Raw genomic sequence first — 13,060 nt, 5'->3', positions numbered from 1 at the left:
TCTGATCAATTTTCCGATCTTGATCGCAAAAAATGGTAAAATTTGCTCAAAATTTAGATAAGAAGAGGATAAAAATGACAGTACCGAATTATCGTAAGCAAATTAAAGCGGTTTTTTTTGATATTGATGAAACTTTATTTGTGAAAAATAAAGTACATTTTCCAGAAAGCGCTAGACTTGCTATTCAAAAATTGCAAGCGAATGGCATTTTGGTTGGCATTGCAACTGGGCGTGCACGTTGCAGCTTTCCAGCTAAAATTAATGAAATAGTAGAGCAAGAAGGCATTCGCACCTTTGTTACTACCAATGGACAATTTGCCGTACATAACGATGAGGTGATTGAAAAGCACCCGATTCCAACAGAAAAAGTTCAGCGGTTAGTGGATTTCTTTGAGCTTCATAATATTGCCTATGCCTTTGTTTCTAATGATAAAATTCGTGTTTCTGAAATTACGCCAATGTTAAAGCACGCGCTTGATCCGATCACCACAGATTATCAAGTTGATAAAACCTATTATCAACAAAATGATGTGTACCAAGTGCTAGCGTTTTATGCCGAAGATAAAGATGAATTGGTTGCACAAGCACATATTTTAGACGATCTGAAAACGGTACGTTGGCACGAAAATTCAGTGGATATTTTTGATGCTGAAGGCTCAAAAGCAAGAGGCATTGCCGCGATTGCACGTCATCTTGGTTTTTCAATGGAAAATGTGATGGCGTTTGGTGATGGTTTAAATGACATCGAAATGCTTAGCTTGGTGGGCGTTGGCGTGGCAATGGGAAATGGACACGATACCTTAAAAGCCCTCGCCAATCACGTTACGGATCATATTGAAGAAGACGGCGTGTACAATTTTCTTGTAAAATCAGGCTTGATTGAAAAATAAGGAAACTCAATGTTAAATCTTGATGCATTAAAAACTATGCGCCCCGTTATAATGACACCAAGCCACGATGGGAAATATTTTCATAACTATGTGATTTCATTATTAAATTTCACTAGTGCAGCAAGTAATCTTGGTTTGCGTTTACAGGTGTCTTTACAGCGTGGTGAAAGCCTAATTACACGAGCAAGAAATAATGCCGTTGCAGAATTTTTAGCCAATAAACAATGGACACATTTATTTTGGATTGACTCCGATATTGGCTTCTCTGTTGATGCCGCCTTGCGTTTATTATTGTCAGATTATGACATTGCCGCAGGGGTTTATCCTCTAAAATACGAACAATTTCCAAGTGAAATTCCGGCTGGAATGACAAAGCAAGAATTTGAATCTGCCAGCACGAGATATACTGTAAACACAGGGCGTGTAGAAGGCGATAAAGTGCAATTAGAAATTCAACCCGATGGCTTTATGGAAATAGATGAAGCGCCAACAGGTTTTATGTGCATAAAACGTGAAGTATTTGAAAAAATGATGGCGCATTATCCCGAATTGCAATATGTGCCAGATAGCATTGGTTACCAAGATTTAGGACTACATTATCGCTTTTTTGATGTAATGGTTGATCCACAAACCAATCGTTACCTTTCCGAAGATTATGGATTTTGCTATTTATGGCGTAAAATGGACGGAAAAATTTATATTGATTGTCAATCTAATCTCACTCACCAAGGGGCGAAATTATATACGGGTGATTTTGCTAATTCGCTTATTCACAACCTGCCGAATGCCATTGGAGCGCCAACAGGCAAAATAATGCAAATTGACGGTTTGCAATATCTAAAAACAGAATAAAAAAACACCGCACTTTAAAAGTGCCTCTAACGAAAGGAAATATTATGGCTGCTTTACAAAATGTTCTTGATGAACCAAACAAAAACACCATTTTTATGGTGTGGAATTTTCACGATGATGTGGACGTAAAACCCGCGTTCCAACAACTTTGCGGATTAATTGGCAATCTTAATAATTCGGCGAAAACCCGTTTTCCTGATGCCAAAGCCAGCGTAGTAATGGGCATTGGACACGATGCGTGGCTACGCCTTGATTTACCACAGCCATTGCCAAAAGAGCTTGCCCCTTTTGAGCCAATTAAAGGGGCAAAATATACTGCCGTGGCAACTCGTGGTGATTTGCATTTCCATATCCGTTGTGATCAACCAAGCTACTGCTTTGACATTGCACAAAACATCACCGATGTATTACACGATGTGGCAAAATGCGTGGTGGATATTCAAGGCTTCCGCTATTGGGACGGACGCAGTATTCTTGGCTTTGTGGACGGCACAGAAAATCCGCACGATCCAGAAGACCGCATCTTATTCGGCACCGTAGGGGAAGAAGACCCCGCTTACCAAGGCGGTAGCTATTTGTTCGTACAAAAATATGTACACGATATGCAAGCGTGGCGCGCGCTGCCATTAAGCGAGCAAGAAAAAGTGTTTGGTCGCTCTAAAGCAGATGACATTGAAATGGACGACGACACCAAGCCAGCTAACAGCCACAGTGCCTTAGCCAATGTGGGCGATGATCGCAAAGTCATTCGCGACAATATGCCATTTTCTGCTAACGGCGAAGTGGGAACCTATTTCATTGCTTATGCCAACACTTTCAGCACCGTGCAAGCAATGTTAAACAATATGTTTATCGGCAATCCAGCAGGCAACTACGACCGCTTGCTTGATTTCAGCCGCACCCGCACAGGCACACTTTTCTTCGTCCCAACCTTAGATATGTTGGACGAATTTGCGGAGTAATCTCTCCAACCTAGCACGTTTGTGCTAGGTTTTTTATTCAAAACTTCAAATAAAACCCTTTCGTCAGTGCCACAAAGTCAGGGTGATATTGATTATTTTCGTCATAAATAATCAGTTGTGAATGTTGCATTGGCGCGGGCTGTTTGCGGAAAGTAAGCAGCAGGCGTTGTGCGGACTTGCCGATTTTGGTGATCACATCGCATTGCTCCGTGCAATAAAGTGCGGTGGTTTTTTGCAAAGTTTTTCCTGCTTCATAGGGCAGGATAAATTGAATTTTCCCCTGTTCATTTAAGCATTGTGTTGCCACATTGAGCCAGTCATTATGGCTTTGTTCAAGGGTGTAACGGGCAAGATCACGTTGTGCGTTTTTGCAAGCCTGTGCAGGTTCAAAATAGGGCGGATTAGCCACAATTAAATCAAAAAAGTGCGGTGGATTTTGTGCAAATTTTTCGATATCCATTTGATATAGCGAGATTTTCTCAGCCCAAGGGGAAGCCTGAATATTTTCCTGCGCCTGTTCTGCCGCAGCATTATCAAGCTCCACCGCACTAATATGGCAATCTTGCGCGGTGCGTTGCGCCAACATTAACGCAATTAACCCCGTGCCTGTACCGAGATCCAAAAGGTTTTTTGCCCCTTGAATATCTGCCCAAGCGCCAAGCAAAATGCCGTCTGTTCCCACTTTCATCGCACAGCGATGATGATTAACCTGAAACTGCTTAAAGCGAAAGCCTTGATTTTTCGTTGCCATAAACTTCCCAAAAATTGACCGCACTTTGCTCCCAAAGTGCGGTATAATCTGCACTAATTTTTTCCTAATAGTAACAATAAATATGAACTTAGCACAATTTGAAGAATTGGATCTCGCCCCAGAATTATTAAAAGCCTTAGCGAAAAAAGGCTACCAACGCCCCACCGCCATTCAGTTGGAAAGCATTCCAGCGGCAATGGCGGAGCGAGATGTGCTAGGCTCAGCCCCAACAGGTACGGGGAAAACCGCCGCTTTCTTATTGCCCGCCTTGCAACATTTGCTAGATAATCCACGCCGCAAACCTGGTACGCCAAGGGTGTTGGTTCTCACCCCGACCCGTGAGTTAGCCATGCAAGTGGCAGAGCAAGCGGAGCAATTAGCGCAATTTACCAACCTTGATATTACTACCATCACGGGCGGTGTAGCCTATCAAAACCACGGTGAAGTGTTTAACAGCAACCAAGATTTAGTGGTCGCCACGCCGGGGCGTTTGCTGCAATATATCCAAGAAGAAAATTTTGATTGTCGCGCGGTAGAAATTCTGATTTTTGACGAAGCGGATCGTATGCTGCAAATGGGCTTTGGGCAAGATGCGGAAAAAATCGCTGCCGAAACGCGCTGGCGTAAACAGACCTTGCTGTTTTCTGCCACATTGGAAGGGGAATTGCTAATGGATTTTGCAGGGCGATTACTCAATGACCCTGTGCAAATTGATGCAGAGCCAAGTCGCCGTGAGCGTAAAAAAATCCAACAATGGTACTATCACGCAGACAGCGATGAGCATAAAGTGAAATTGCTCGCTCGTTTTATTGAGCAGGAAAAGGTGAGCAAGGGCATCATTTTCGTTCGCCGCCGTGAAACCGTGCGAGAGCTTTCCGACATCTTGCGTAAACGTGGCATTCGCAGCACCTATTTAGAAGGGGAGATGGCGCAAACGCAACGCAATAATGCCATTGATAAACTCAAAAATGGTGTGGTAACCGTGCTAGTTGCCACCGATGTGGCTGCGCGTGGGATTGATATTGATGACATCAGCCACGTGATGAATATGGATTTGCCTTACAGCGCAGACACTTATTTACACCGCATCGGACGCACCGCGCGTGCTGGCAAAAAAGGGGTAGCGGTGTCTTTCGTAGAAGCGCACGATTATAAACTGCTCGGCAAAATTAAACGTTACACCGAAGAGCTGCTCAAACCACGCATTATCGAAGGTTTAGAACCGCGCACCAAAGCACCGAAAGACGGTGAAATAAAAAGTGTCAGCAAAAAACAAAAAGCGCGCATTAAACAAAAGCGGGCAGAAAAGAAAAAATCAGAACAGCAGAAAAAAACTAAACTCCGCCATAAAGACACAAAAAACATCGGCAAACGCCGTAAACCGAGTGGGGGAGAGGGGTAATCCCCCTTTCTCTACCAATCTTTTTTCATTTTTCTTTTCTATAGCAAAATTTTGCACACCTTCTCTTTATAACCAAAAGAAATATATCCTTTCAATTAATTATTGGATAGCTATAAAAAATCTCTCGCATAATAACCGCACTTAATCAGTACGTTAGAGGAGAAATTTATGGTTTGGACAATAATTTCAGGCGGTGTTCTCGGTGTGATTTTTGGTTTTGTGCTACAGCGTACCCGTTTTTGTATGACGGGTGGGTTTCGTGATATGTACACAGCGAAAAATAACAAAATGTTTTATGCCTTTTTACTGGCTATTTTAATTCAAAGCGTGGGAGTATTGACACTGGTACAGCTAGGTTATGTTTCTTCACCTTATAAGGAATTTTCTTTGGTTGGCACAATTTTGGGTTCTTATCTTTTTGGTATCGGTATTGTGTTAGCCAGTGGTTGCGCAACAGGCACGTGGTATCGTGCAGGTGAGGGATTGATCGGAAGTTGGTTGGCGTTGGCAATGTATATGCTAAGTGCCGCAATGATGAAATATGGTGTGTTGGTGGAGTTCAAAAACACGGTAACTAGCTATACCAGAATGAATGATAATCTTGCAGCCCAACTAGGGATCTCCGTGTGGTGGTTGGTTGGCTTATTGGCAATCGCCGTAGTATTTGGTTTATACCAAACATTGAGCAAACGCCCTAAAAATAAAGTGGCAACATTGCCGCAAAAATATCAAGGGTTACGCCATTGGTTGTTTGAAAAGCGCTATCACCCTTTTGTCGCCGCGCTGGCTATTGGCATTATTGCACTGGTTGCTTGGCCTGCCAGTGAAAGCACGGGGCGCGCTGGTGGCTTGGGGATCACAACACCTTCTGCAAATCTTATCCATTTTTTAGTAACAGGCGATGAAAAGCGGTTAAATTGGGGTGTGTTTTTGGTGATCGGGATTTTTATTGGTTCTTATCTTGCCGCGAAAGGTAGCCGTGAATTTAGATGGCGCTTACCCGACACGAAAACCCTTTACCACAGTGTCGTTGGTGGATTTACGATGGGCGTGGGGGCATCATTGGCAGGCGGTTGCACCATTGGAAACGGTTTAACAGCCACAGCAGTGATGAGTTCTAAAGGCTGGATTGCCCTTGCTTTCACGATTCTTGGAGTATGGACAATGGCACACGTTTTATTTATTCGTCCGCGCAGATTGGCGTTAGCGAACGCTGCAGCATAAGATTTATTCACATAGAAGGAAATTAAGATGATCGTAAAATTAGAAACCGCGGGGCTAGTCTGCCCATTCCCATTAGAAGAAGCAAAAGCAGCAATGGCAAAATTGAACGCAGGTGATGGCATCGAAATTGAATTTGATTGCACGCAAGCCACAGAGACCATTCCCAACTGGGCGGCAGAAGAAGGCTATGAAGTGACCCATTTTGACCAAATTGGCGATGCGAAATGGACAATCACGGTAGTGAAATAGCCTTTCTTTTAAGTGTGGTGAAAAAAATCAGAATTTTTGCACCGCACTTTTTATCGCTTTCTTTTCCCACAGCTCCTCTTGACGAATACCCCATTGAAGCGTAACATTCCGCACGATTTAGCAACAAGAGGACACACACTTTGGACAGTCATAGTCGATACCCAATTTATCGTTGATCTAAATCTCGTCCTCCACTTATCGGCGAGATTTCGCAGGTAAGTTTCATTACCTCAATTATTAGGTATCTTTAATTAAATAATCGAAAATTTTGCACCGCACTTTTGTGCTGATTATTTAGTTTTCTTTTGTTCATCGGGTTTGTTCATAATCCCTCAAGGAGTATGACAAAATGATTAATGCTTTTGCACTGGAAAATGCGCGTTTAATTCGGCTAGATGAGGGTGATGAGAATCTCAACGCCGCCATTTGGATTGATTTGCTTGAGCCATCAAGCGAAGAACGTGAAATGTTGCAACAGGGCTTAGGGCAAAGTTTGGCATCTTTCTTAGAATTGGAAGATATTGAAGCGTCCGCGCGTTTCTTTGAAGACGAAGATGGCTTGCATTTGCACTCTTTTTTCTATTGTGAAGATGAAAATGATTATGCCGACATTGCCAGCGTGGCGTTTACCTTGCGTGATGGGCGTTTGTTCACCCTGCGTGATCGTGAATTGCCAGCGTTTCGCCTTTATCGAATGCGTTCGCGTAGCCAACGATTGGTGGAATGTAACGCCTATGAAGTGCTGTTAGATTTATTTGAAACCAAAATCGAGCAACTCGCCGATGTAATCGAAAATGCTTACGCAGATTTGGAAAAATTAAGTCACGTTATTTTGGAAGGCAAGCAGGGCGAAGCCTTTGATAAAGCGCTTGCTACACTCACAGAGCAAGAAGATGCCAGTTCCAAAGTGCGTTTATGTTTGATGGATACGCAACGTGCATTGAGCTTTTTGGTACGCAAAACCCGTCTGCCTGCCAATCAGTTAGAGCAAGCGCGCGATATTTTACGCGATATTGAATCTCTGCAACCGCATAATGAATCCTTATTCCAAAAAGTGAATTTCTTAATGCAAGCGGCAATGGGTTATATCAATATTGAGCAGAATAAAATTATGAAATTTTTCTCCGTAGTATCGGTGATGTTCCTGCCTGCAACCTTGGTGGCGTCCACCTACGGAATGAACTTTGAATTTATGCCAGAATTGCATTTAAAATATGGCTATCCTATGGCGATTGGTTTGATGATCGTTGCAGCGCTTACGCCTTATATTTATTTTAAACGTAAAGGCTGGTTGTAATTTTTAAGGAGAAAATAATGGGCTTAAATTCCCTTCAATTTTTAGTTTATACCCTAATTAATGTTTTTAGTTTCGTGCTAATTTTGCGTGCGTGGTTTCAATATAGCCGCGTGGATTTTTATAATCCTTTTTCGCAAACTTTGGTGAAATTCACCCAACCTGTGCTTGCGCCATTGCAAAAATTTTTACCTACGGTGAAAGGCTTAAATACCGCAGCATTGGCGTTATGTGTGGCATTAGGCGTGGCAAAATATCCTTTGTTAGATTTATTAGGATCAGCGCAAGTGGCGGCAAATCCCTTGCTTTATCTTTACATCGGGTTATTGCATACCTTGCGCACTATGGGTGAAGCGGTGATTTATGTGTTGTTTTTCCAAGCCATTTTAAGCTGGTTTAACCGTGGGCAAAATCCGTTGCAATATACCCTTTATCAGCTCACACAACCGTTGCTCAACCCGATTCGCCGTATTTTACCGAACACGGGAATGATTGATTTCTCCCCGATGTTATTGGCGTTTCTGTTATTTTACGCCAACCGTGTAATGTACGACATTGCGCCTATCTTATGGCAATTTGCCTAATGAATGCGATCGAGCAAAGCACACAAGGACTTCGGTTGCGGATTTTTCTGCAACCGAAAGCCAGTAAAGATCAAATCGTTGGCTTGCACGACAACGAGCTAAAAATCACCATCACCGCCCCACCTATTGATGGCCAAGCCAACGCCCATTTGCTTAAATTCTTAAGCAAAACCTTTAAAGTGCCAAAAAGCAGTATTCTCATCGAAAAAGGCGAACTTAACCGCCATAAACAAATTTTTATCCCTACACCGAAAGTGATTCCTGAACAGGTTTTGGGGTTGTTGGGATAAGAAAAATGCTCTCAATTTGATCTGCACCCCAAAAGTTGGACTAAACAACCAACTGATTAAGGTGCAGATTTTTTATGACTAAATATACTCAACGTTTCAAACAACAAGTGCTCGACTTTTATCATCAAAATGGAAAAAACCGTTCGCTTACTCGCCAGTATTTTCAGCTTCCCCAAAGAACGTTAGCACGTTGGATTGCGAAATTTAATCATAATGGAATCAATGGATTAGCTGTGTTAGGTAAAAAACGATATTATTCTGTTGAGTTTAAATTAAAGGTTATTCAAGCTATCAAAAAAGGCCAGTGCTCCGCTGAAGCCGCCTGCTTTCGCTTTGATATTCCCAGTTCAGGGATAATTAGTCAATGGTTGCAACGCTTTGAAAAACAAGGTATAGATGGGTTATTACTCAAACCTAAAGGTCGTCCAAGTATGAAACTCAACTCACCTAAAATGCCACCAACGCCCAAAACAGAAGAAGAACGCTTGCGTTACCGAATTTTGGAATTAGAAGCGGAGAATACAATGCTAAAAAAGTTGCAGGAACTCAACCAACAAAAAATGCAGAAAAAGCCGTCATCGTAAATGCCTTACGCTCGCGTTTCCCGTTGGAATTGTTACTCAGGCTAATCGGATTGGCACGCAGTTCGTTCTTTTATCATCTCAAGCCAAAGTCGGATAAAAATGTAGCGATTTCACAGAAAATAGAGGAAATTTATCGCAAAAATGACGAAAATTATGGTTATCGTCGAATTACCTTGGAATTAAGGAAATACTTAATTATCAACCACAAAAGGGTGCAAGCGATAATGCAACGTTTGGGGTTAAAAGGAAAAAGTAAGCAGAGAAAATATCGTTCTTACCAAGGCAAAGTGGGGCAAATTGCCGATAATCTGTTGCAACGGGATTTTACGGCAACGATGCCGAATGAGAAGTGGGTAACGGATATCACCGAGTTCAAATGTGCGGAAGGCAAAGTGTATTTATCACCGATTAAAGACTTGTTTAATAACGAAATTATTGCTTATGATGTGGCGAGAAGTCCGAATTTTGAGCAGATAACCAGAATGTTGACCCAGGCGGTGAACCGATTAGCGGGGGAAAAACCGATACTGCATTCCGACCAAGGATGGCAGTATCAAATGATGGGTTATCAGGAGATATTGAAAAAACACGGTATTAAGCAAAGTATGTCGAGAAAAGGTAATTGCCTTGATAATGGTGCGATGGAAAGCTTTTTCGGGCGATTGAAGACGGAATGTTACTTTGGCAAGCGGTTTGAAACCTTTGAACAGCTTGAAAAAGTGATTCACGAGTACATTCATTACTACAACAATGAGCGTATTCAAGTGAAGCTCAAAGGACTAAGCCCTGTGGAATACAGAACTCAGTCCTTGAATTAAATTAGAATATAGTCTAACTTTTTGGGGGCAGATCAATTTTTGACCGCACTTTTTGTTTTAATATAACCAAATCATCTAACCAATAAATTTTTATTCTTTTTCAATCTACTATTCTGTTATTTAGAATGATTGCCAGTTTATGACTTCAACAGGGAAGGAAAATGAATTGGCAGTATGTCTTTGACAATATCCCCAAATTTATTGATGCCAGTATTATTATTTTGCAACTCTCGTTTTGGAGTATTGTGTTTTCTCTCATTATTGGGCTTTTTTGTGCCGTGGCAACGAGTTACCACATTCGTTTTTTTAATTCGCTCGCCAAAGCCTATATTGAACTTTCTCGCAATACGCCTTTGTTGATCCAACTTTTCTTTCTCTATTTTGGTTTGTCTAAATTGGGGATTAAGTTAGATGGGTTTACTTGCGCCATTATTGGCTTAAGTTTTCTTGGGGGAAGTTATATGGCTGAGGCGATTCGAGCTGGGATTGAAAGTGTGTCAAAAGGGCAAGTGGAATCAGCCCTGAGCTTAGGATTAACGCCCACACAAGCCTTTATTTATGTGATTGCGCCACAAGCCTTGAGCCTTTCCCTGCCAGCCATTGGTGCAAATTGTCTATTTTTAATGAAAGAAACCTCTATCGCCAGTGCGATTGCTATTGCGGAATTAATGTTTATGGCGAAAGAATTAATTGGCCTAGATTATAAAACTAACGAGGCATTATTTTTATTGGTAGTGTTTTATCTCATTATTTTATTGCCAGTTTCGTTTCTTATTCATTATTTAGAGAAACGTAGCCGTTATGCGAAATATGGGAGCGTTTAATAATGGGATTAGCTATTTTATTAGAAGGAAATAATCTACAACGATTATTAAATGGCTTAGCGGTTACGGCTGAAATTGCATTTATTTCCGTATTATTCTCTTGTCTGTTAGGGATATTGCTTGGCATTGTTATGACTAGCCGAAATAAAATAATCCAAGGGATTTGTCGTTTATATTTAGAAATGGTGCGAATTATTCCTTTATTAGTGTGGTTATTTATTGCCTATTTTGGCTTGGCTAAGTGGTTGAATATTCATTTAAACGGCATTGCAGTATGTATTTTCGTCTTTATTTTTTGGGGGACGGCTGAAATGGGCGATTTAATGCGCAGTGCATTGAATTCCATTGAAAAACATCAACGGGAATCTGCTTATGCCTTGGGATTAAATAGCACACAAACCTTTTTATATGTGTTACTGCCACAAAGTTTAAAGCGAGTTACGCCAAGTGCGATTAATTTATTTACCCGAATGATTAAAACCAGCTCATTGGCAATGTTAATTGGCGTGCTAGAAGTGGTGAAAGTAGGGCAACAAATTATTGAAACATCGTTATTTACCGATCCTTCCGCGGCATTTTGGATTTATGGACTTATTTTTCTTTTATATTTCGCAATTTGTTATCCCTTGTCCATTTTTTCTCGCTATGTGGAAAATCGTTGGGAGCAATAAAAGGAAATCAAAATGGCACTATTAGAAATTAACCAACTGGTAAAAAAATACGAAAAAACCACCGCACTTCAAGGCATTGATTTAGCTATAAAAAAGGGCGAAGTGGTGGTGTTGCTTGGGCCTTCAGGCTGCGGAAAAAGCACCTTGTTGCGTTGCATTAACGGGCTGGAATCCATTCAAGGTGGTGAAATCGTTTTGCAAGATCAAGGCGTGTTAGGCAAGCAAGTGCCTTGGGTACAAGCGCGCCAACATATTGGAATGGTTTTTCAAAGCTATGAATTATTTTCGCATCTTTCGGTGATCGACAATATTTTGCTCGGCCCAATGAAAGTGCAAAAGCGTTCCCGTGCGGAAGTGGAAAAGCAAGCCGATGAATTACTTAAACGTGTGGGCTTACTGGATCGCAAAAATGCCTATCCGCGCGAGCTTTCAGGCGGCCAAAAACAGCGTATCGCCATTGTTCGCTCTTTGTGTATGAACCCAGAAATTATGCTGTTTGATGAAGTTACCGCAGCCCTTGATCCCGAAATGGTGCGCGAAGTGCTAGATGTGATTTTAGAGCTTGCCAAAGAGGGAATGACAATGCTGATTGTAACCCACGAAATGGCCTTTGCGCGCCAAGTGGCAGATCGCATTATTTTTATGGACGCAGGAAAAATCGTGGAGGAAAACACGCCAGATCGCTTTTTTACCAACCCGAATTCCGATCGGGCAAAAACATTCTTAAACATCTTAAACTATGAACCAAGAGGAATAGACTATGAAGAAAACATTTAAAAAAATCACCGCACTTTTTGCGACTACCCTGCTTGCTGTGAGCCTAACGGCGTGCAATGACAACGAAAGCAATAGCGTGCAAAATCGTCTGCACGAGCTACAAAAGGCCGATAGCGTGCGCATTGGCGTTTTTAGCGATAAACCGCCTTTTGGCTATGTGGATAACCAGGGCAAAAGCCAAGGTTTTGACGTAGAAATTGCAAAAGCCATTGGTAAAGATTTGCTAGGTGATGAAAACAAAGTGCAATATGTTTTGGTGGAAGCCGCAAACCGCGTGGAATATTTGCAATCGAACAAAGTGGATATTATTCTCGCCAATTTCACCGTTACCCCAGCGCGCAAAGAAGTGGTGGATTTCGCCAAACCTTATATGCAAGTGGCGTTGGGTGTGGTGTCAAAAGACGGCGCGGTTATCACCGACATCAATCAACTAGCAGGCAAAACCTTATTGGTGAACAAAGGTACCACGGCAGATGCTTATTTCAGCAAACATTATCCGAACATCAAATTATTAAAATTTGAACAAAACACGGAAACCTTTGAAGCCTTAAGAGATGGACGCGGTGATGCACTCGCCCACGACAACACCTTGCTGTTTGCTTGGGCAAAAGAAAACCCAGGTTTTACCGTTGGTATTAAAACCCTTGGTGATCAAGATTTTATCGCGCCAGCAGTGAAAAAAGGTGATACTGGATTGCTCGCGTGGTTAGATCAAGAAATTGAAAAATTAGGTAAAGAGGGCGTGTTAAAACAAGCTTACGACAAAACCTTATTGCCTGTTTACGGCGACACTATCAGCGAAAAAGAAGTGTTAGTGGCTTATTAAGTTAAATTGAAGAAATAAAAAAGTGCGGTGAAAAAATTTAACAAATTTCCACCGCACTTTTT

The 13,060-nt window shown here is 41.8% G+C and carries 15 protein-coding genes; 14 read left to right on the top strand and 1 reads right to left on the bottom strand.

The genetic code is table 11. The annotated features are described in order from the left end of the window. The first annotated feature begins 74 nt into the window (after window positions 1-74). The 3 genes from ELZ61_RS01540 to ELZ61_RS01530 are packed head-to-tail and all read left to right on the top strand — an operon-like array spanning window position 75 to window position 2,704. Window positions 75-890, top strand: a complete 816-nt coding sequence (locus tag ELZ61_RS01540; protein ID WP_126370956.1) for a Cof-type HAD-IIB family hydrolase — start codon at window positions 75-77, stop codon at window positions 888-890. 9 nt (window positions 891-899) lie between these two features. Continuing rightward, window positions 900-1,742, top strand: a complete 843-nt coding sequence (locus tag ELZ61_RS01535) for a hypothetical protein (RefSeq protein WP_126370954.1) — start codon at window positions 900-902, stop codon at window positions 1,740-1,742. A gap of 44 nt (window positions 1,743-1,786) precedes the next feature. After that, window positions 1,787-2,704, top strand: coding sequence for a Dyp-type peroxidase (locus ELZ61_RS01530; RefSeq protein WP_103855810.1), 918 nt, complete (start codon window positions 1,787-1,789; stop codon window positions 2,702-2,704). A gap of 37 nt (window positions 2,705-2,741) precedes the next feature. On the opposite strand, the gene ELZ61_RS01525 is transcribed toward ELZ61_RS01530, so the two are convergent. Further along, on the bottom strand, window positions 2,742-3,455 hold the full coding sequence (locus ELZ61_RS01525) for a tRNA1(Val) (adenine(37)-N6)-methyltransferase (protein WP_126370952.1): 714 nt from the start codon (window positions 3,453-3,455) through the stop codon (window positions 2,742-2,744). 82 nt (window positions 3,456-3,537) lie between these two features. Here ELZ61_RS01525 and srmB point away from each other — a divergent pair, with 82 nt between their 5' ends. The 11 genes from srmB (at window position 3,538) to ELZ61_RS01470 (ending at window position 12,998) form a co-directional block, all read left to right on the top strand. Beyond that, on the top strand, window positions 3,538-4,857 hold the full coding sequence (srmB, locus tag ELZ61_RS01520) for an ATP-dependent RNA helicase SrmB (RefSeq protein ID WP_126370950.1): 1,320 nt from the start codon (window positions 3,538-3,540) through the stop codon (window positions 4,855-4,857). 168 nt (window positions 4,858-5,025) lie between these two features. Continuing rightward, complete coding sequence (locus ELZ61_RS01515; protein WP_126370948.1) at window positions 5,026-6,081, top strand: YeeE/YedE family protein; 1,056 nt, start codon at window positions 5,026-5,028, stop codon at window positions 6,079-6,081. 27 nt (window positions 6,082-6,108) lie between these two features. Further along, window positions 6,109-6,330, top strand: a complete 222-nt coding sequence (locus ELZ61_RS01510) for a sulfurtransferase TusA family protein (RefSeq protein ID WP_126370946.1) — start codon at window positions 6,109-6,111, stop codon at window positions 6,328-6,330. Window positions 6,331-6,679: 349 nt separating this feature from the next. Then, entirely contained in the window at window positions 6,680-7,627 is a 948-nt protein-coding gene (gene corA, locus ELZ61_RS01505) for a magnesium/cobalt transporter CorA (protein ID WP_103854360.1), read from the top strand. 17 nt (window positions 7,628-7,644) lie between these two features. Then, window positions 7,645-8,208 (top strand): YggT family protein, encoded by a 564-nt coding sequence (locus ELZ61_RS01500; RefSeq protein ID WP_103854361.1) that lies wholly within the window; start codon window positions 7,645-7,647, stop codon window positions 8,206-8,208. Next, a complete protein-coding gene (yggU, locus tag ELZ61_RS01495) occupies window positions 8,208-8,498 on the top strand; it encodes a DUF167 family protein YggU (protein ID WP_126373536.1) in 291 nt (96 codons plus the stop codon). The genes ELZ61_RS01500 and yggU overlap by 1 nt, the downstream gene beginning before the upstream one ends. A 74-nt stretch (window positions 8,499-8,572) precedes the next feature. Next, window positions 8,573-9,900, top strand: a protein-coding gene (locus ELZ61_RS01490) for an IS3 family transposase (RefSeq protein WP_126370944.1) whose coding sequence is annotated in 2 segments (ribosomal slippage) — window positions 8,573-9,023 and window positions 9,023-9,900 — 1,329 coding nt in all. Because the reading frame shifts where the segments join, the coding sequence is not laid out codon by codon here. A gap of 161 nt (window positions 9,901-10,061) precedes the next feature. Next, entirely contained in the window at window positions 10,062-10,724 is a 663-nt protein-coding gene (locus ELZ61_RS01485) for an amino acid ABC transporter permease (protein WP_126370942.1), read from the top strand. A 2-nt stretch (window positions 10,725-10,726) separates the two neighbouring features. Further along, window positions 10,727-11,395: an amino acid ABC transporter permease gene (locus ELZ61_RS01480; RefSeq protein ID WP_126370940.1), complete on the top strand. Its 669-nt coding sequence runs from the start codon at window positions 10,727-10,729 to the stop codon at window positions 11,393-11,395. A gap of 12 nt (window positions 11,396-11,407) precedes the next feature. Continuing rightward, complete coding sequence (locus ELZ61_RS01475; RefSeq protein ID WP_126370938.1) at window positions 11,408-12,172, top strand: amino acid ABC transporter ATP-binding protein; 765 nt, start codon at window positions 11,408-11,410, stop codon at window positions 12,170-12,172. Next, window positions 12,156-12,998 carry a cysteine ABC transporter substrate-binding protein gene (locus ELZ61_RS01470; RefSeq protein WP_115248772.1) on the top strand — a complete coding sequence of 281 codons (843 nt, stop codon included), beginning with the start codon at window positions 12,156-12,158 and terminating at the stop codon, window positions 12,996-12,998. The genes ELZ61_RS01475 and ELZ61_RS01470 overlap by 17 nt, the downstream gene beginning before the upstream one ends. Window positions 12,999-13,060 lie beyond the last annotated feature (62 nt).

The organism is Avibacterium volantium, from assembly GCF_900635775.1.
Lineage (GTDB): Bacteria > Pseudomonadota > Gammaproteobacteria > Enterobacterales > Pasteurellaceae > Avibacterium > Avibacterium volantium.
Note: the sequence above shows the minus strand (reverse complement) of the source record. Positions and strands in the feature narration are given on the sequence as shown.

Bases quoted from the DNA above. Each gene is read 5' to 3' on its own strand.
- ELZ61_RS01510 (WP_126370946.1), top strand. From the start codon at position 6,109: ATGATCGTAAAATTAGAAACCGCGGGGCTAGTCTGCCCATTCCCATTA.
- ELZ61_RS01535 (WP_126370954.1), top strand. From the start codon at position 900: ATGTTAAATCTTGATGCATTAAAAACTATGCGCCCCGTTATAATGACA.
- corA (WP_103854360.1), top strand. From the start codon at position 6,680: ATGATTAATGCTTTTGCACTGGAAAATGCGCGTTTAATTCGGCTAGAT.
- ELZ61_RS01470 (WP_115248772.1), top strand. From the start codon at position 12,156: ATGAAGAAAACATTTAAAAAAATCACCGCACTTTTTGCGACTACCCTG.
- srmB (WP_126370950.1), top strand. From the start codon at position 3,538: ATGAACTTAGCACAATTTGAAGAATTGGATCTCGCCCCAGAATTATTA.
- ELZ61_RS01485 (WP_126370942.1), top strand. From the start codon at position 10,062: ATGAATTGGCAGTATGTCTTTGACAATATCCCCAAATTTATTGATGCC.
- ELZ61_RS01525 (WP_126370952.1), bottom strand. From the start codon at position 3,455: ATGGCAACGAAAAATCAAGGCTTTCGCTTTAAGCAGTTTCAGGTTAAT.
- ELZ61_RS01480 (WP_126370940.1), top strand. From the start codon at position 10,727: ATGGGATTAGCTATTTTATTAGAAGGAAATAATCTACAACGATTATTA.
- ELZ61_RS01500 (WP_103854361.1), top strand. From the start codon at position 7,645: ATGGGCTTAAATTCCCTTCAATTTTTAGTTTATACCCTAATTAATGTT.
- yggU (WP_126373536.1), top strand. From the start codon at position 8,208: ATGAATGCGATCGAGCAAAGCACACAAGGACTTCGGTTGCGGATTTTT.
- ELZ61_RS01530 (WP_103855810.1), top strand. From the start codon at position 1,787: ATGGCTGCTTTACAAAATGTTCTTGATGAACCAAACAAAAACACCATT.
- ELZ61_RS01515 (WP_126370948.1), top strand. From the start codon at position 5,026: ATGGTTTGGACAATAATTTCAGGCGGTGTTCTCGGTGTGATTTTTGGT.
- ELZ61_RS01540 (WP_126370956.1), top strand. From the start codon at position 75: ATGACAGTACCGAATTATCGTAAGCAAATTAAAGCGGTTTTTTTTGAT.
- ELZ61_RS01475 (WP_126370938.1), top strand. From the start codon at position 11,408: ATGGCACTATTAGAAATTAACCAACTGGTAAAAAAATACGAAAAAACC.